Consider the following 16,519-nt stretch of genomic DNA (forward strand, 5'->3'; position numbering starts at 1 on the left):
TGCAGGGCTGCTCTCTGCCGGGCAACATTGCCGCCCCCCGGTGCCGGCGGCTAGGCCAGCATCGGACAGGAGACACTGCGATGAGTGCGCAAGCCCACCGTTTCGGCGGATACGACGTCATCACCTTGCTCGACGGCATTTTCGAAGCGCCGTCGGACGTCATGATCCATCAGGCCGGCGAGGCCGCCCGCAGCGAAGCCATCGCCCGCTTTGGCAAGCCCAAAATCAGCATCGACGTGAACTGCTTCGTGCTGCGCGGCAAGGACGGCATCACCCTCGTCGACGCCGGCACCGGCTCCGCCTGGGGTCCGGCGCTCGGCCATGCGCGCACCGCGCTGGTCGCCGCCGGCATCCAGCCGGAGGAGGTCGATCGCGTCCTGATCACTCATCTCCATGGCGACCACGCGCTTGGTCTGTTCGATGGCGAACAGCCCTGGCTGCCACGAGCCGAAATCATCGTTCCGCAGGCCGATCTCGGCTATTACGGCGACGAGGCGAAGCGGGCCGGCACGCCGGACAACAAGCGCGGCGCCTTCGACATCACCGCGACCTTGCAGCGCCTCTATGCCGGCCGCATCCGGCCGGCAGCGCCCGGCGAGGTCCTTCCCGGCATCGAACTGATCGCGCTGCCTGGCCACAGCTTCGGGCATAGTGGCTACCTCATCGGCGATGAAGCGCGCGCCCTGCTGCTCTGGGGCGACGCCCTGCATCTGGCCGAGGAGCAGGCCGCCGATCCCGATCTCGGAATCGTCTACGATCTCGACGCGGCGCAGGCCGCCCGCTCGCGCCGCACGATTCTGGAGCGTGCTGCGGCGACAGGCTGGACCGTCTCGGGCGGGCATGTCACCGGCTTCCGGCAGGTCAGGCGGCAAGGAGCCGGCTTCAAGCTCGTACCGGCCGGCTGATCAGCCGCGCAGGCCCGCCGCCTCGAGCAGGCGCCCTGCCGCAGCCCGCGCCTCCTCGGTGATCGAGGCGCCGGCGAGCATCCGGGCGATTTCCTCGCGCCGGGTCTGGTCGACGAGCGCGGTGACGCGGGTGACGGTGCGCGAAGCCTCGCCTTCCTCCGCCGATTTCGCGATCAGGAAATGCTGCCCGGCCTTGGCCGCGACCTGCGGCGCATGGGTCACCGAGATCACCTGGACCCGGTCGGCGAGCCGTGCCAGCCGCTCGCCGATGGCATCCGCCACCGCCCCGCCGACACCGGTGTCGATCTCGTCGAAGACGAGCGTCGGCGCCGAGCCGCGTTCCGCCAGCACCACCTTCAGCGCCAGCATGAAGCGCGACAGCTCGCCGCCGGAGGCCACCTTCATCATCGGCCCCGGCCGCGTGCCCGGATTGGTCTCGACCCAGAACTCGACGCGGTCGAAACCCTCCGGTCCGCGGGCGCTCTCGTCACTCTCGATGCGGGTGATGAAGCGGGCGCGTTCCAGCTTGAGCGGCGGCAACTCCGCCTTCACCGCCGAATCGAGCCGCGCGGCAGCCGTCTTCCGGGCCTCCGACAGCGCCTTGGCCTGCTTGGTGAAACCGTCCTCCGCCTGCCTCACCTCCGCCTCGAGCCGGCCGAGCGAGGTTTCGCTCTCGTCCAGCGCCGCGAGGTCGCTCGCCATGGTCGCCGCGAGCACGGACAAGCCATCGACCGGCACATCGTATTTGCGCCCGGCCGCCCGCAGCGCGAAGAGCCGTTCCTCGATGCGCTCCTGCTCGCGCGGATCGTATTCCGCCGCGCGCATCGCAGCCCCGAGCGCCTCGCCGGCCTCTTCCAGCGCGACGATGGCGGTATTGAGCGCGGCGAGCGAGGGATCGACCAGCTCCGGCGCCTGCCCGGCCCGGCGTTCGAGCCGGCGCAGCACCGCCGCGAGCATCGGCACGGGCGAGCCCTGGCCGCCGACCGCCTCATAGGCTTCGTTGAGATCGCGCGCGACCTTCTCGGCCTGCATCATCGTCTGGCGCGTGGCGGCGAGTTCGTCCTCCTCGCCGGGCTTCGGCGCGAGCTTGCCGAGCTCCTCGACCGCATGGCGCAGGAAATCGGCCTCCTTGCGCGCGGCCTCGACGCGCAGGCGCTGGGCCTGCAAGGCCTGCCGTGCCCGCTTCAGCGTTTCGCTGGCTTGGGCGACAGCCTGCGCCTGGCTTTCCAGCCCGCCGAAACCGTCGAGCAGCGCCCGGTGCTGGGCCGGGTCGGTCAGCGCCCGGTCGTCATGCTGGCCGTGGATCTCGACGATCGCCGCGCCGACCATGCGCAGGATCTGAACCGAAACCGGCTGGTCATTGATGAAAGCGCGGGTGCGCCCATCGGCATATTGCACGCGCCGCAGGATCAGATCGCCGTCAGTGTCGATCTCCTGCGCCTGCGCGAGCTTGCGCGCCTCATGCGCGAGCGGCAGGTCGAAGACGGCGCTGACCTGCCCTTGCGCCTCGCCATGGCGCACGAGCGAGCCGTCGCCGCGCCCGCCGAGCGCCAGCGCGAAACCGTCAAGCAGGATCGACTTGCCCGCGCCGGTTTCGCCGGTGAGCACGCTCAGCCCGTCATGGAAGCTCAGATCGAGCCTGTCGATCAGGACGATGTCACGGATGGAGAGCTGCGCCAGCATGGGCGTTCAGCGCGCGTTTCGGAGCCGGCAGGGTCGCCTCTGGCTCATGCGAGCTCCGTCAGAGGGAACCCAGCCCGACGATGCCGCCTACAGCCTTCTGGAAGCCGTCGAAGGCGCGGCTGATATAGGAGCCACGGTCCTCGCGCGGCTCCAGGCCGCCGCTCTGCAGCAACTTGTAGGCGTCCTTGTACCACGGGCTGTCCGGGAAGTTATGCCCGAGCACGGCGGCGGCGGTCTGCGCTTCGTTGGTGATGCCCAGCGCCATATAGGCCTCGGTCAGGCGCTCCAGCGCCTCCTCGACATGGCGGGTGGTCTGGTACTTGATGATGACCTCGCGGAAGCGGTTCACTGCAGCGGTGTAATTGCGCTTCTCGAGATAATAGCGGCCGACATTCATCTCCTTGCCGGCGAGCTGGTCGCGCGCCACCAGGAGCTTCTCCTTGGCGTCGAGCACATATTCCGACTTGGGATAGCGGGCGACGAGTTCCTCGAAAGCCTGGATCGCCTGCCGCGTCCGCTCCTGATCGCGGGTCGTGTCCGGGATCTGGTTATAATAGGACATCGCCATCAGGTACTGGGCGTAGGCCGCATCGGGGCTCGCCGGGTTCTGGGCGATGAAGCGCTTGGAAGCGGTGATCGTCTCTTCCCATTTCGAGGCCTGGAAATTGGTGTAGGCCGTCATCAGCAGGCCCTTGCGGGCGTAGGGCGAGAACGGCGCTGACTTGTCGATGTCCTCGAACTTCTTGGACGCGCCTTCGCTGTCGCCGTTCTGCAGGCGCGCCAGACCCTCATTGTAGAGCTTGTCGGCCGGCGTCGTGGGGGTCAGGTCGGGCTTGTAGACCTCGGGCCTGTCGAAGGGGTTGAGCGAGGACAGCGTATCGCAGCCGCCGAGCAGCATGGCAGCGCCGAGCGCCAGGGCCATGCCCTTGCGCGGAGATACGCCGCGATGGATTGCCGGTAGGCTTTGCCGCGTCACGCTCACGTCGTCTTCCTCTTTCGATCGTCCCCGCCTGCGGGAAGCATGCCTTACCTCAGACGCCTCCCGCGCGCCACTGCCGAAAGCCGGTTAAGGCTCGATTCCGCAGCACTGCGGCATCTCGGACAAAAAGCGGGCGAAGGAAAGGCGAAACGACGCTGATCGACGCGACCAAGGCATTTCTTCGACAGAAAAACGCTTCCGCTTTTCTGCGAAGCGCTCCGGCTCGCGTGATTTCAGTGGAGATCGGGCGCGTAGGCGGCCGGAGCAACCGCCGACATCTGCACGGCGCGGGCCGGCGCGAAGACCGGCTGGGATTCGACGATCGCGAAATTCGCGCGGTCGGCGAAAAGCGCCTCGAGGATGCGGACATTCATGCGGTGACCGCCGCAATAGGAGCGGAACTCGCCGATGATCGGATAGCCCGCCAGCGCCAGATCGCCGATGGCATCGAGCACCTTGTGGCGCACGAACTCGTCGCCATAGCGCAGCCCCTCGGGATTGATGACCTTGTCGTCGCCGATCGCGACCGTGTTGTCGAGCGAGGCGCCGAGCGCGAAGCCGGCCTTCCAGAGCTGCTCGACATCACGCATGAAGCCGAAGGTGCGCGCCTTGGAGATCTCGCTGGCATAGGCCTTGGCGTCGAGATCGAAGATCTTGCGCTGACGGCCGATCACAGCGGTATCGAAATCGATCTCGACGTCGAGGCGGAAGCCCTGCTCGGCCGGCATCAGCTCGGCGAAGGCACGGCCCTGCTCGATCCGAACCGGCTGGAGAACCTTGAGGTAGCGGCGCGGCGCGGCGAGGGTAACGAGGCCCGTGGCCTCGATCGCGGCGACGAACTCCCTGGCGCTGCCGTCCATGATCGGCATCTCCGGCCCGTCGATCTCGACCAGCACGTTGTCGACGCCGAGGCCCGCGCAGGCCGACATCAGATGCTCGATCGTCGAGACCGAGGCCGGTCCGCGGTCGCCGATCACGGTGCAGAGCTCGGTGGCGCTGACCTTGGTGTGCTTGGCGTGGATGAGCTGGGGCGGCATGCCCTCGATGCCCGTCCGCAGGAAGACGATGCCGGAATTCGCGCTGGAGGGCTTGAGGCAGATGCTCGCGGGAGCGCCGGAATGCACGCCGATCCCGCTCAGGGTCACCGCAGCCCGCAAAGTCGTCTGCCGATCGAAGTTCATTCCGGTATCCAATCCTGATCGCTACGACCGATGTCCGCTGCCCATGCAGCGATCGCCGGCGGCGACATTCCCGAAGTCGGCATCGAGCCGGCTACCGGTAGGCCAATCTCTTGGTGCGGCCGCAACATAAGCCTTAGAGGCGGCCTCTCAAAATCACGCTTTCTTTCGCTGTGTTACAGCCGGAAAGCTTTGAGGGCGGAACAATAACAGGCTGAAAGATAACGATTTTTTAACAGCGAAAATCCCGCCGCGCAGCCTGCGCGACGGGATTGGTTACAAGGCCGCGACGGGCCGGGAGATCAGTTCGCCTGGCGGCGCAGGAAAGCCGGAATCTCCAGCTGGTCTTCTTCGCTGTTGCGAGTCGGCGCGGCACGGCCATGCGGATCGAGCTGGCCCTGGGCCGGGCGCGAGGCCGGCGGCGCCGGGCGACGCATATACTCGGCATGGGCAGCGCTCGGCGCGGCCGCCTGCGGCATGGCCGGGGCCTGGCGCGCCGGAACAGGCGCCGGCGCGGCGTGCTGCTCCTCCTCGTCCTTGCGGCCGAAACCGACCGAGGCAAGGCGCTGCATCAGCGACATGCGCTTCTGCTCGACGGCGCTCGGCACCTGCGGCACGGGCTGCGCGCCGCGCTGGGCGTGGAGCTGGGCCTGGCCCGGAGCCGGCAGATCCTCGATCCGCGGCATGCGGGTCGGGCGCACCGCGCGCTCCGGCGCCGGCGGAATGAAGCTCTCGTCGAAATGCAGGCTCGGCTCGGCCGGGGCGTGTGGCTCGGGCGCCGGAGCAGCGACCATCATCGCACGCGGCTGCATCGGCTCGATGCGGATGTCCTGCGTGACCTGCGCGGCGGGAACCGGCTCGGCGAGCGGAGCGGCACGAGCCGTCTCGATCACCGGCGCGGGCTGCTGGGCGGGACGGGGCGCCTGCGTCGCGGCATTGCTACGCAGGCGGGCCTCCTGCTTCAGGCGCTCGGCCACCTGGGCAATGCGGGCTTCGGTCTCGTCGGACTCGCCGACATGCGAGAGCGGCTTGTCGATGCCGGTCGCGACGACCGAGACGCGCACCGTGCCCTCGAGCGATTCGTCGAAGGTGGCGCCGACGATGATGTTGGCCTCGGAATCGACCTCCTCGCGGATGCGGGTGGCAGCCTCGTCGACCTCGTACAGCTTCATGTCGCGCCCGCCGGTGATCGAGATCAGCAGGCCGCGCGCGCCCTTCATCGAGATGTCGTCGAGCAGCGGGTTGTTGATCGCGGCCTGGGCTGCGGTCAGCGCGCGCTTCTCGCCCTGCGCCTCGCCGGTGCCCATCATCGCCTTGCCCATGCCGCGCATCACTGCGCGCACGTCGGCGAAGTCGAGGTTGATGAGGCCGGGACGGACCATCAGGTCGGTGATGCAGGCGACGCCCGAATAGAGCACCTGGTCGGCCATGCCGAAGGCGTCGGCGAAGCCGGTCGTCTCGTTGGCGACGCGGAACAGGTTCTGGTTCGGGATGACGATCAGCGTATCGACCGCCTCGTTGAGCTCGGAGATGCCCGCTTCCGCCATGCGCATGCGGCGCTGACCCTCGAACTGGAAGGGCTTGGTGACGACGCCGACGGTCAGGATCCCCATGTCGCGGGCGACGCGGGCGATGGCCGGGGCAGCGCCCGTGCCGGTGCCGCCGCCCATGCCGGCGGTGATGAAGACCATATGTGCGCCCGCCAGGTGATCGCGAATCTCGTCGATGACTTCCTCGGCCGCGGCCCGCCCGACTTCCGGCTGCGAGCCGGCGCCGAGGCCCTCGGTGACCTGGAGGCCCATCTGGATGATGCGCGAGGAGCGCGAGAGCGCCAGCGCCTGCGCATCCGTGTTGGCGCAGACGAAGTCGACGCCGTCGAGACCGGCCTCGATCATGTTGTTGACCGCATTGCCGCCCGCACCGCCGACACCGAAGACCGTGATCCGGGGCTTGAGTTCCCGGATGTCCGGGGCTTGCAGATTCATCGCCATGATTGCCTCTTTTGATCCCTTTGACCGGCGCCTGGCGGGAGCCGTCGATTGCTACGTTTGACGCCGTGCCCGCTGACGCGGGCGGTACTCACTCAATTCTGGAACTTGGCCGGTCTTGCAGTAGTGATCCGGGAAAACCCGTTTCCGCTTTTCCGCGCCAGGTTCAGAAACTGTCCTTCAGCCACCGCCCGACGCGCGAGAAATAGCCGTCCGTCCCGGTCGCGAAATAGCGCCCGCCGGCGGCGCGTGGTTCGAAATGCTCGACATGCGCGACCTGCGGATAGACCAGCAGGCCGACCGCCGCCGCAAAGGCCGGCCCCTTGCCGGCTTCGGGCAATCCCTTGATGCCGAGCGGGCGACCGGTGCGAACTTGGCCCCCGAGAATGCGCCGCGCCACCTCGGGCAGGCCGGTGAGCTGGCAGGCTCCGCCGGTCAGCACGACGCGGCGCCCGGCCTGGGCCGAGAAGCCTGCATTGTTCAGCCGGTCGCGGACCAGTTCGAGAATCTCCTCGACCCGCGGCTTGATGATGCGCACGAGATGCGACTTCGCGAGATGGTTCGGCATGTCGCGCTCGTCGTCGTCGACCTGCGGCACCGCGATCATGTCGCGCTCGTCGGAGGCGCTGGCGATGCAGGAGCCGTGCAGCGTCTTCAGCCGCTCGGCCGCAGAGACACGGGTCGAGAGCCCGCGCGCCACGTCCATGGTGATATGGTTGCCGCCGACCGCGATGGCGTCGGCATGCATCAGATGGCCGCCGGCGAAGACGCCGAGGCTGGTCGAGCCGCCGCCGAGATCGACGACGACCACGCCCATTTCCGCCTCGTCATCGACCAGGACCGAAAGGCCGGAGGCATAGGGCGTCGCGACGACCGCCTCGACCTCGAGATGGCAGCGCTCGACCGCCAGCATGACGTTGCGCGCAGCCGCCGCCTCGCTGGCGACGACATGCATGTCGACGGAGAGCTTGCCGCCGATCAGCCCGCGCGGATCGAGCACGCCCGGCACGCCGTCGAGCGCATAGCCGGTCGGCAGCGCATGGAGCACGGCCTTGCCGGGGCGGATCGCATGGGTCGCGGCGGTGGCGAGGACGCGCTTGACGTCGGCATCTCCGACCGAGCCGGAGCGCAGATCGACGCCGGCCGCATAGTGCTGCGAGCCGATGCGCCCGCCGGTCAGATTGACGATGACCGACTGCACCTCGACCTTGGCCATGCGCTCGGCCGCGTCGACGGCGGCGCGGATGGCGCGCTCGGCGCTTTCGAGATCGATGATCGCCCCGCCCTTGAGGCCGAGCGAGCGCTGATGGCCGATGCCGATGATGCGCGCGACATGGGTGCGCCCGCGCAGCCGCTCATTGGCCTCGGCCGGGTTCAGCTCGGCGATCAGGCAGACGACCTTGCTCGTGCCGATATCGAGGATCGACAGCGTCGCGCTCTTGCGCGCCGAGAGCGGGCGCATGCGCGGGGTCAGGCCCTGGGAGGTGAAGTGGTTCACGCCTCCCCTCCCTTCTTCTTGGTCTTGGCGCGGTTCTTCAGCATCTCGGCCCGGGCGGCAGCCGCCTCCTCGGAGAGGCGCATCACCACGCGGTCCGGCTGGCGCAGGTCGATGGCGAGGACGTCCTTGTCGAGGATGCGGTCGTTGCTCTCCAGCGAAGCGAGCCGCCCGATCGCGGCCTCCGGCTTCGCCTCGGGCAAGCGCACATCCATGCCGTTATCGAGCTTGAGGTCCCAGCGACGGTCGGACACCAGCATGCCGGCGCGGATATGCTCCGCCAGCGGACCGGCCTCCTTGCGCAGCGCCAGATATTCGCTCGCGCGGATATTGGCATTCTTGCCCACGACCAGCGGCAGGAAGGCGAAGCGGCCATCATCCATCTTGTCGATCACCGTGCCATCAGCCGCGATCACGAAAAGCTCGCCCTTGACCTGCCAGAGCGCATAGGGCTCGCGCTCGGTCAGCGAGATCGAGATCTCGCCCGGATAGAGCTTGCGCACCTGCGCCTCGCGGATCAGCGGGTTGGCCTCGAGCTGCCGGCGCGCCTCGTCGGCGTCGAAGAACATCAGCGAGGTCTTCGAATCGATGCCGGCGGCAACGAGCACCTCCTGCTCCGACAGCCCCCAGAGGCCCGAGATCGTGACGCGGTCGATGCCGAAGCCGAGCATGCGCGCGATCATGTGCTGCGGCGCGCCATTGGCGTCCTGCATCGCCTGATACTGGCCGCCGATGACGAAACCGCTGCCGAGGCTGAGCGCGAGGTAGCCGAGCGCCAGCCAGGAGCCGATGCCGCGCGGGATGCGCTCGGCCAGGGGCGTGGCCGAGCGGCGCGGGCGCCGCATCCAGCGTCCCTGTCGCTCACTGCCGATCAGCAGTTGCGGGCCGGTAGCCGCGACCGGCTGGCGCGAGGAGGTTTTCGCCGTCATCGCTTTCACCGATCGAGGGAGGCGTCCTGCACCATCCATTTGACGAGCTCACCGAAATTCAGGCCCGCATGGGCAGCCAGTTCGGGCACCAGGCTGGTCTCGGTCATCCCGGGCTGCGTATTGATTTCCAGCCAGACGAGCGTGTCGCTCTCGTCGTCGTAGCGGAAATCAGATCGGCTGACGCCCCGGCATCCGATTGCTTGATGCGCCGTTAACGCACACTCTTCGATCTGCTGGTAAATTTTCGGTAAAATTTGAGCCGGACAGATGTGGATCGAGCCACCTTTTGCGTACTTCGCGTCATAGTCGTAGAATTCACCAGTTGCGGCTTGTATTTCGGTCACACCCAGCGACCGGCCGCCCATCACGGCGCAGGTCAGCTCGCGCCCGGCGATGAAGGTCTCCGCCAGCAGCATCTCGCCGCAAGGCCAGTCCGGCCGGGCGATCTCCTGCGGCGGGTGCTCCCGCCCCTTCTTGACGATCACGACGCCGACGGAGGAGCCCTCGTCGACCGGCTTCAGCACATAGGGCGGCGGCAGGACATGGCTCTTCGCGGCCGCGAATCGCGAGACGTTGACGCCATGCGCGACCGGGACGCCAGCCGCCTTCACCACCGTCTTCGCCCGGTCCTTGCGGATCGCCAGCGCCGAGGCCAGCACGCCGGAATGGGTATAGGGAATGCGCAGGATCTCGAGCACGCCCTGGATCGTGCCATCCTCGCCGAAGCGGCCATGCAGGGCATTGAAGGCGACATCCGGCTTCAGCTTCGCCAGCACCTCGGCGATGTCGCGCTGCACGTCGACGCGGGTGACGCGATAGCCCTGCCCTTCCAGGGCGCGGGAGCAGGCCGCACCGCTGTTGAGGCTGACCTCCCGCTCGACGGACCATCCCCCCATCAGCACTGCAACATGTTCGATCATCGGAGCCCCGCGCCGCTGCGTTGGGTCCAACCTCGTTAAACTTGGTTAACGGGGAGTTAACCATGACGAACGCCGCGTTAAGGGGCGGCATCGGCGTTTTGGAGCCAGACCCTGCGGAACCCATTCGCGGCGGGATCGAGCACATGTGTTTTCAATGAAACGCGGGTCATCCCGGCTGGAGCGAAGCGAAGCCCCGGGATGACGGCAGTGCTTCTTCTGAGAATCAGCAGCCGCTAGCCGATCTTCGCGAGCAGCCGCCTCAGCTCCGCCCGCTCCTCCTCTGAAAGCGCGCTGACCAATCGTTCCTCGGTCGCGACATGGCTGACGACGATTCGCTCCGCCAGCACGTAGCCGGCCTCGGTCAGCACGACGCGCAGCGCCCGCCGATCCTCCGGGTCCGCGAGCCGCTCGATCAGCCCCCGCTTCTGCAACCGGTCGAGACGGTTCGTCATCGCAGAGGTCGAGATCATCATGTCCTGGGCGAGCTCGGACGGCGACAGGGCCTGCCCCTTCCCCTGCCGGCGCAGGGTCAGCAGCACGTCGAAACCAGCAAGATCGAGATCATCGGCCGCGAGATTGGCAGCAACCCCATCGCGCACCCGGTCCGCAGCACGCCACAGGTCGCCGCAAACAGCCATGACGCTCGTGTCGAGGTCAGGCCGCTCGCGCCGCCACTGTGCGAGGATCGAATCCATCGCACCACCCTGAGGCCCGGGTCGATCCCGCTCCATCTTCGCTCCTTGCAAATATTTTCACGTCATATATTTTGATATCGAAATATATGACGTCGAACAAAGATAGCGTCGGCGCACGCGGAAGCCAAGCTCTGCGGCACCGGAGGTCGCCATGTCGCTCAACCTGAACAGAACCCTGCTGACCACCATTCTCGTGCCTTGCCTCTGGGGTTCGACCTATATCGTCTTCACCCAGACGCTTCCGGTCGATCACCCACTGCTTGTCGGCGCGTTGCGGGCGCTGCCGGCCGGCCTGCTGCTGATGGCCCTCGGCCCCGGCCTGCCGCCACGCGACAAGCTGTTGCCGCTGTCCGCTCTGGGTCTCGCGAATATCGGCATCTTCTTCGCACTGCTTTTCGTCAGCGCCGCGCGCCTCCCCGGAGGGCTCGCCGCGACGGTCGGGTCGACGCAGCCGTTGATCGTCGGCCTGCTGGCCTGGCCCCTGCTCGGCCGGCGCCCAGGCCGCGGGCAGATCCTCGCAGCGCTCGCCGGCCTCATCGGTGTCGCCTTGCTGGTGCTCGATCCGCAAGCGAAGCTGGATGCCGTCGGCATCGTCGCCGGCCTCGCCAGCGCCGCTTCCATGGCGACGGGAACGGTCCTGATCGAGCGCTGGGGCAAGATGGGCTCGCCCCTGGCGCTGGCAGCCTGGCAACTCACCCTGGGCGGGCTGATCCTGCTGCCGGTGGCGCTGTTGGTCGAAGGGCTGCCGCCAGCACCGACGATCCTGAACGGAATCGGCCTCGGCTATCTTGTGCTCGTCGGCACTGCCCTCGCCTATTGGCTCTGGGTCAGGGGCATCACCACGCTCGGCGCCAGCGTCGCCTTCCTCGGCCTGCTCAGCCCGACGGTCGCGACCATTCTCGGCGCCGTCCTGCTCGGGCAGTGGCTGGGTGGTGTCCAGCTCCTCGGCATCGCGGTCATCCTGGGCTCGACGATCACGGGCATGCTGCTCTCGCGCCGGGCCGCGGCAGCGGCTGCTAGGCCGCAACCCCGATCCGCTTGATCTCCCACTGCAGCTCGAAGCCGGAATGCTCCTTGACCCGGCGGCGAACCTCCTCGCCGAGCCCTTCGACATCGGCGGCCGTCGCGCCGCCGGTGTTGATCAGGAAGTTGCAATGCATCTCCGACACCTGCGCCCCGCCGATGCGCAGGCCGCGGCAGCCAGCGGCGTCGATGAGTTGCCAGGCCTTGCCGCCTTCCGGGTTCTTGAAGGTCGAGCCGCCGGTGCGCTCCTTGATCGGCTGCGCCGCCTCGCGCGCCTGCGTCACCCGGTCCATCTCGGCCTGGATCGCAGCCTGCTCGCCCGGCCGCCCCTGGAACAGAGCGGAGGTGAAGATGATCTCGCGGGTCGCCTCCGCGCTGTTGCGATAGGTGAAGCCCATCTGCGCATGGCTGAGCTTCACGAGCTCGCCCTTGCGGGTGACGCCGCGCGCCTCGACCAGCACATCGGTGGTCTCGCCGCCATGGGCACCGGCATTCATCCGCAACGCCCCGCCGATCGAGCCGGGAATGCCGCGAAAGAAGGCAAGCCCGTCGAGCGAAGCGTCGGCCGCCGCGCGGGCCACCTTGACGTCCGGCACCGCCGTCCCGGCCCGGAGCCGATCGCCCGGTTCGACAGCGATTTCGGTGAAACCCTTGCCGCCGAGCCGGATGACGAGACCGGGAATCCCGCCGTCGCGCACGATCAGGTTGGAGCCGAGCCCGACCACCGTGACCGGAATCTCCGCCGGCAGCTTCGAGAGCAGATAGGCGAGATCGTCTTCGTCGGCCGGCGTGAACAGGAGTTGCGCCGCCCCCCCGACCCGAAACCAGGTCAGGGCGGAGAGATCCTGATTCGGCAGGAGCCGGCCCCGCAGATCGGGAGCCGCGGCACGGATGTCGGAGGAGAGGTCTGCGAAGGGCATGGCGTCGCTTTAGCCTGTCGGGGCTCTGCCGAAAAGGCTCAGCCCTTCAGCGCCGCCAGCTCTCCCGGCAGCGCATAGGCCCATTGCGTGATGTTGCCGGCGCCGAGGCAGACGACGTAGTCGCCCGGCCCCGCCAGCTCCGCCACCATCCCGGCGAGCTTGTCCGAGGACTCCAGCGGCAACGCGTGGCGGTGGCCGCGCGCCTTGATGCCGGCGACCAGCGAATCGCGGTCGGCGCCTGCGATCGGCGCTTCGCCCGCCGCATAGGTGTCGGCCACGATCACCGTATCGGCATCGTTGAAGCAGGCGGCGAAATCGTCGAACAGGCTCGACAGGCGCGTGTAGCGATGCGGCTGCACGATCGCGATCACCTTGTTCTTGGTCGAGGCGCGGGCCGCTTTCAGCACGGCAGCGATCTCGACCGGATGGTGGCCGTAATCGTCGAAGATCAGCGCGCCGTTCCACTCGCCGGTCTTGGTGAAGCGGCGCTTGACGCCGCCGAAGCCAGCCAGCGCCTCGCGGATGCGCTGGACCGGGATACCCAGATCATAGGCGACCGCGATCGCAGCCGTGGCGTTGAGCGCGTTGTGATGGCCGGGCATCGGCATCACGAGATCGCGGATGACCTCGTCCCGGCCGGTCTTGCGGTCGCGGATCAGCAGTGTGAACTTCGCCTGCCCGCCCGAGAGATCGATGTCGATCAGCCGGAAATCGGCCTGCGGGTTCTCGCCATAGGTGACGACGCGGCGGTCGGTGATCTGGCCGACGAGCCCCTGCACAGTGGGATGGTCGATGCACATCACCGCGAAGCCGTAGAAGGGCAGGTTCTCGACGAAGGAGCGGAAGGCCGCCTTGATCGCGTCGAAGGTGCCGAAATGGTCGAGATGCTCGGGATCGATATTGGTAACGATCGCGACGTCGGCCGGCAGCTTCAGGAAGGTGCCGTCGGACTCGTCGGCCTCGACCACCATCCAGTCGCTCTCGCCCATCCGGGCATTGGTGCCATAGGCGTTGATGATGCCGCCATTGATCACGGTCGGGTCGAGCCCGCCCTTCTCGAGCAGCGTCGCGACCAGCGAGGTCGTGGTCGTCTTGCCATGGGTTCCGGCGATGGCGACACAGCTCTTGAGCCGCATCAGCTCGGCCAGCATCTCGGCCCGGCGCACCACCGGCAGGCGATTCTCGCGCGCGGCCAGAAGCTCCGGATTGTCGCGCTTGATCGCGGTCGAGACCACGACGACCTCGGCCTCGCCCAAATTCTCGGCCTTGTGGCCGACGAAGGTGCTGATGCCCTTCTCGGCCAGGCGCTTGACGTTGGCGCCGTCGGACGCGTCGGACCCCTGCACCTTGTAGCCGAGATTATGCAGCACCTCGGCGATGCCGGACATGCCGATGCCACCGATGCCGATGAAATGGATGGAGCCGAGCTTCGGCGGCAGCTTCATGGTCCTGCGGGTCCTGTCAGTTCTGAGAGTTGGCCGTCGCGATCACAAGATCGGCGAGGCGGTCGGCGGCATCGGGGATACCCGCGCTCTTCGCGTTTGCCGCCATGGTCGTCAAGTGCGCCGGCTGGGCGATGAGCTGCGAAAGCTCGCTGGCGAGCCGCCGCGGGGTGAATTCCGGCTGCAGGATCCGCAGCGCCCCGCCCACCTTCTCGAGAAAAGCCGCGTTCGCCGCCTGGTCCTGGTCGAGCGAGCCCGGCAGCGGCACGAGGATGCCCGGCCGGCCGATCACCGTGAGTTCCGCCACGGTCGAGGCGCCGCCGCGGGCGATCACGAGCTGCGCCGCCGCCATCTGGGCCGGCATATCCTTGATGAAGGGCATGACCGTCGCGCGAATCCCGAGCTTCTCGTAGATGCCGCGCACGCGCTCGTCGTCTTCCGCCCGCGCCTGCTGGACGATCGTGAGGCGCGCCCGCTCGGCATCGGTCAGAAGCTGGATCGCGGGCGGCACGATATCGGCCATCACGCGCGCGCCCTGGCTGCCGCCGAAGACCAAGAGCCGGATCTTGCCCTCGCCCGGCCAGTCATAGTCGCGATCCGCCACTTCAAGCACCGCCGGGCGCACCGGGTTGCCGACATGGCGGCATTTCGCCTTGAGCGCCTCTGCGATGCCGCCCACCTCGGCGAAGCCGGTCGCGATAGCGGTGGCCCGCCCTGCCAGGAAGCGGTTGGCCCGGCCCATCACGGCGTTCTGCTCGTGGATCACGGTGCGCACGCCCGCAAGTGAAGCGCCGAGCACCGGCGGCACGGTCGGATAGCCGCCGAAGCCGACCACCACGTCCGGCTTGAGCTTGCGGATGATCCCGCGCGCCGCGAGCGTGCCCCTGGCGAGTTTCACCAGCGCCGCGGCCATCTTGAGAGGCGAGCGGCCCGAAGGCGTTGCGGCCGGCACCGCATGGACGGCTTCGGCCGGGAAGCTGCCGGCGTATTCGGCCGCGCGCGTATCCGTCATCAGCACGACGCGCATGCCCTTGGCGTGGAGCGCATGGCTCAGCGCCTCGGCCGGGAAGAGATGGCCGCCCGTTCCCCCGGCGGCCAGCACGATGAGCTTGCCGGTCGCCATCTCAGCCCCTGTAGGAACCGAGCTCGGCCGAGCGCGGGCGCCGCCGCGTCAGCGCGAGCAGGAAGCCGGTACCAACGGCGAGCGAAAGCAGCGACGAGCCGCCATAGGAGATGAAGGGCAGCGTCATGCCCTTGGCCGGCATCATGTGCAGGTTGACCATCATGTTGATCGCCGCCTGGATGCCGAAGAGCAGCGCGAGCCCGGTCACGGCGAGCCGCGTGAACGGATCCTCCGATTTCTGCGCCACGAACAGCGAGCGGATCACGATGATCGCGAACAGCAGCACCAGGATCATGCAGACGATCACGCCGAACTCCTCGGCGGTAACGGCGAAGATGAAGTCGGTATGCGCGTCGGGCAGGATGCGCTTCACCGTGCCCTCGCCCGGCCCCTTCCCGAGCCAGCCGCCCTGCGCGAAGCTTTCGAGCGCAGTGTCGACCTGGAACGAGTCGCCCGAGCCCTTGTCCATGAAGCGCTCGATGCGGGCGCGAACGTGGGGAACGAGCTCATAGGCGATGAAGATGCCGGTGGCGCCGATACCCCCTAACCCGATCACCCAGAACCAGTGCAGGCCGGCGACGAAGAACAGCCCGGCCCAGACCAGGCTGATCAGCATGGTCTGGCCGAAATCCGGTTGCAGCACCAATGGCGCGATCGAGATCGGCAGGATGAGCATGGCGAGGATCGTGCCCGGCAGGTCCGGCCGGCGCGTTCCCTCGGCGAAGGCCCAGGCGGCGATCACGACGAAGGCCGGCTTCAGGAATTCGGAGGGCTGCACGGAGCCCAGGAGGCCGAGCGTCAGCCAGCGCTTCGCGCCCTTGACCTCGACGCCGAAATAGAGCGTCGCCACCACCATGGCGAGCGAGCCGACATAGAGGATCAGCGCCGCGCGGCGCACCTGCCGGGGCGTCATGAAGGAGACGCTGAGGAAGATCACGATCGCGCCGGCGAGATAGGCCGCCTGCCGATTGACGAAATGGAAAGTCGACAGGCCCAGCCGCTCGGCGACCGGCGGCCCGCCGGCCATCAGCAGCACGACGCCCGACACCATCAGCGCGATGAGTGCGGCAAGGATCAGGCGGTCGATCGACCACCACCAGCGACCGCTGAGGGAAGGTTCGGCGCGGGAGACCATGGCGGGCATTCCATCGACAAGTTCTGCGCGGCCTGACCGCGCCTCGTGGCGAATCACTCTGTCAATGAATGGTTAACCGATTGATTCCGATGCGCCTCATTGCG

14 protein-coding genes are annotated in these 16,519 nt (G+C 67.8%); 2 read left to right on the forward strand and 12 right to left on the reverse strand.

Going from position 1 to position 16,519, the window contains the following annotated elements:
- Positions 1-80 precede the first annotated feature (80 nt).
- Complete coding sequence (gene aidB / locus AB6806_RS06875; protein WP_142021806.1) at positions 81-905, forward strand: AidB family quorum-quenching N-acyl homoserine lactonase; 825 nt, start codon at positions 81-83, stop codon at positions 903-905.
- On the opposite strand, the gene recN is transcribed toward aidB, so the two are convergent.
- From recN to AB6806_RS06915, 8 genes are all read right to left on the reverse strand, one after another.
- Positions 906-2,588, reverse strand: a complete 1,683-nt coding sequence (gene recN / locus AB6806_RS06880) for a DNA repair protein RecN (RefSeq protein ID WP_142021805.1) — start codon at positions 2,586-2,588, stop codon at positions 906-908.
- A gap of 58 nt (positions 2,589-2,646) precedes the next feature.
- Positions 2,647-3,510 (reverse strand): outer membrane protein assembly factor BamD, encoded by an 864-nt coding sequence (locus tag AB6806_RS06885; protein ID WP_051987492.1) that lies wholly within the window; start codon positions 3,508-3,510, stop codon positions 2,647-2,649.
- Between the two features lie 290 nt (positions 3,511-3,800).
- Complete coding sequence (gene lpxC, locus AB6806_RS06890; protein WP_142021804.1) at positions 3,801-4,748, reverse strand: UDP-3-O-acyl-N-acetylglucosamine deacetylase; 948 nt, start codon at positions 4,746-4,748, stop codon at positions 3,801-3,803.
- Between the two features lie 299 nt (positions 4,749-5,047).
- A complete protein-coding gene (gene ftsZ, locus AB6806_RS06895; RefSeq protein ID WP_142021803.1) occupies positions 5,048-6,736 on the reverse strand; it encodes a cell division protein FtsZ in 1,689 nt (562 codons plus the stop codon).
- A gap of 163 nt (positions 6,737-6,899) precedes the next feature.
- Positions 6,900-8,195, reverse strand: coding sequence for a cell division protein FtsA (gene ftsA / locus AB6806_RS06900; protein ID WP_038360020.1), 1,296 nt, complete (start codon positions 8,193-8,195; stop codon positions 6,900-6,902).
- Positions 8,196-8,227: 32 nt separating this feature from the next.
- Positions 8,228-9,157 (reverse strand): cell division protein FtsQ/DivIB, encoded by a 930-nt coding sequence (locus tag AB6806_RS06905; protein WP_248311085.1) that lies wholly within the window; start codon positions 9,155-9,157, stop codon positions 8,228-8,230.
- 5 nt (positions 9,158-9,162) lie between these two features.
- Positions 9,163-10,077, reverse strand: a complete 915-nt coding sequence (locus AB6806_RS06910) for a D-alanine--D-alanine ligase (RefSeq protein WP_370954341.1) — start codon at positions 10,075-10,077, stop codon at positions 9,163-9,165.
- A gap of 233 nt (positions 10,078-10,310) precedes the next feature.
- Positions 10,311-10,772 (reverse strand): MarR family winged helix-turn-helix transcriptional regulator, encoded by a 462-nt coding sequence (locus tag AB6806_RS06915; RefSeq protein ID WP_370954342.1) that lies wholly within the window; start codon positions 10,770-10,772, stop codon positions 10,311-10,313.
- A 151-nt stretch (positions 10,773-10,923) separates the two neighbouring features.
- Here AB6806_RS06915 and AB6806_RS06920 point away from each other — a divergent pair, with 151 nt between their 5' ends.
- Complete coding sequence (locus tag AB6806_RS06920) at positions 10,924-11,814, forward strand: EamA family transporter (protein ID WP_113252480.1); 891 nt, start codon at positions 10,924-10,926, stop codon at positions 11,812-11,814.
- Here AB6806_RS06920 and murB read toward each other — a convergent pair.
- Genes murB through AB6806_RS06940 form a run of 4 tightly spaced genes read right to left on the reverse strand, consistent with a single transcriptional unit; the run spans position 11,789 to position 16,415 of the window.
- Entirely contained in the window at positions 11,789-12,715 is a 927-nt protein-coding gene (gene murB, locus AB6806_RS06925; RefSeq protein ID WP_370954343.1) for a UDP-N-acetylmuramate dehydrogenase, read from the reverse strand. The two genes, AB6806_RS06920 and murB, sit on opposite strands and share 26 nt — an antisense overlap.
- A 38-nt stretch (positions 12,716-12,753) precedes the next feature.
- A complete protein-coding gene (gene murC, locus AB6806_RS06930) occupies positions 12,754-14,160 on the reverse strand; it encodes a UDP-N-acetylmuramate--L-alanine ligase (RefSeq protein ID WP_370954344.1) in 1,407 nt (468 codons plus the stop codon).
- Positions 14,161-14,176: 16 nt separating this feature from the next.
- Positions 14,177-15,280, reverse strand: coding sequence for an undecaprenyldiphospho-muramoylpentapeptide beta-N-acetylglucosaminyltransferase (murG, locus tag AB6806_RS06935; protein WP_370954345.1), 1,104 nt, complete (start codon positions 15,278-15,280; stop codon positions 14,177-14,179).
- Position 15,281: 1 nt separating this feature from the next.
- The gene (locus AB6806_RS06940; protein ID WP_038358876.1) at positions 15,282-16,415 is read right to left on the reverse strand and encodes an FtsW/RodA/SpoVE family cell cycle protein; all 1,134 of its coding nucleotides are present in this window, start codon (positions 16,413-16,415) and stop codon (positions 15,282-15,284) included.
- Positions 16,416-16,519: the final 104 nt, after the last annotated feature.

It is taken from the genome of Allobosea sp. RCC_152_1 (assembly GCF_041360765.1).
GTDB classification, from domain to species: Bacteria; Pseudomonadota; Alphaproteobacteria; order Rhizobiales; family Beijerinckiaceae; genus Allobosea; species Allobosea spartocytisi.

Coding starts and splice junctions, on each gene's coding strand:
- aidB (WP_142021806.1), top strand. CDS start 81: ATGAGTGCGCAAGCCCACCGTTTCGGCGGATACGACGTCATCACCTTG.
- recN (WP_142021805.1), bottom strand. CDS start 2,588: ATGCTGGCGCAGCTCTCCATCCGTGACATCGTCCTGATCGACAGGCTC.
- AB6806_RS06885 (WP_051987492.1), bottom strand. CDS start 3,510: ATGGCCCTGGCGCTCGGCGCTGCCATGCTGCTCGGCGGCTGCGATACG.
- lpxC (WP_142021804.1), bottom strand. CDS start 4,748: ATGAACTTCGATCGGCAGACGACTTTGCGGGCTGCGGTGACCCTGAGC.
- ftsZ (WP_142021803.1), bottom strand. CDS start 6,736: ATGGCGATGAATCTGCAAGCCCCGGACATCCGGGAACTCAAGCCCCGG.
- ftsA (WP_038360020.1), bottom strand. CDS start 8,195: ATGCGCCCGCTCTCGGCGCGCAAGAGCGCGACGCTGTCGATCCTCGAT.
- AB6806_RS06905 (WP_248311085.1), bottom strand. CDS start 9,157: ATGACGGCGAAAACCTCCTCGCGCCAGCCGGTCGCGGCTACCGGCCCG.
- AB6806_RS06910 (WP_370954341.1), bottom strand. CDS start 10,077: ATGATCGAACATGTTGCAGTGCTGATGGGGGGATGGTCCGTCGAGCGG.
- AB6806_RS06915 (WP_370954342.1), bottom strand. CDS start 10,772: ATGGATTCGATCCTCGCACAGTGGCGGCGCGAGCGGCCTGACCTCGAC.
- AB6806_RS06920 (WP_113252480.1), top strand. CDS start 10,924: ATGTCGCTCAACCTGAACAGAACCCTGCTGACCACCATTCTCGTGCCT.
- murB (WP_370954343.1), bottom strand. CDS start 12,715: ATGCCCTTCGCAGACCTCTCCTCCGACATCCGTGCCGCGGCTCCCGAT.
- murC (WP_370954344.1), bottom strand. CDS start 14,160: ATGAAGCTGCCGCCGAAGCTCGGCTCCATCCATTTCATCGGCATCGGT.
- murG (WP_370954345.1), bottom strand. CDS start 15,280: ATGGCGACCGGCAAGCTCATCGTGCTGGCCGCCGGGGGAACGGGCGGC.
- AB6806_RS06940 (WP_038358876.1), bottom strand. CDS start 16,415: ATGGTCTCCCGCGCCGAACCTTCCCTCAGCGGTCGCTGGTGGTGGTCG.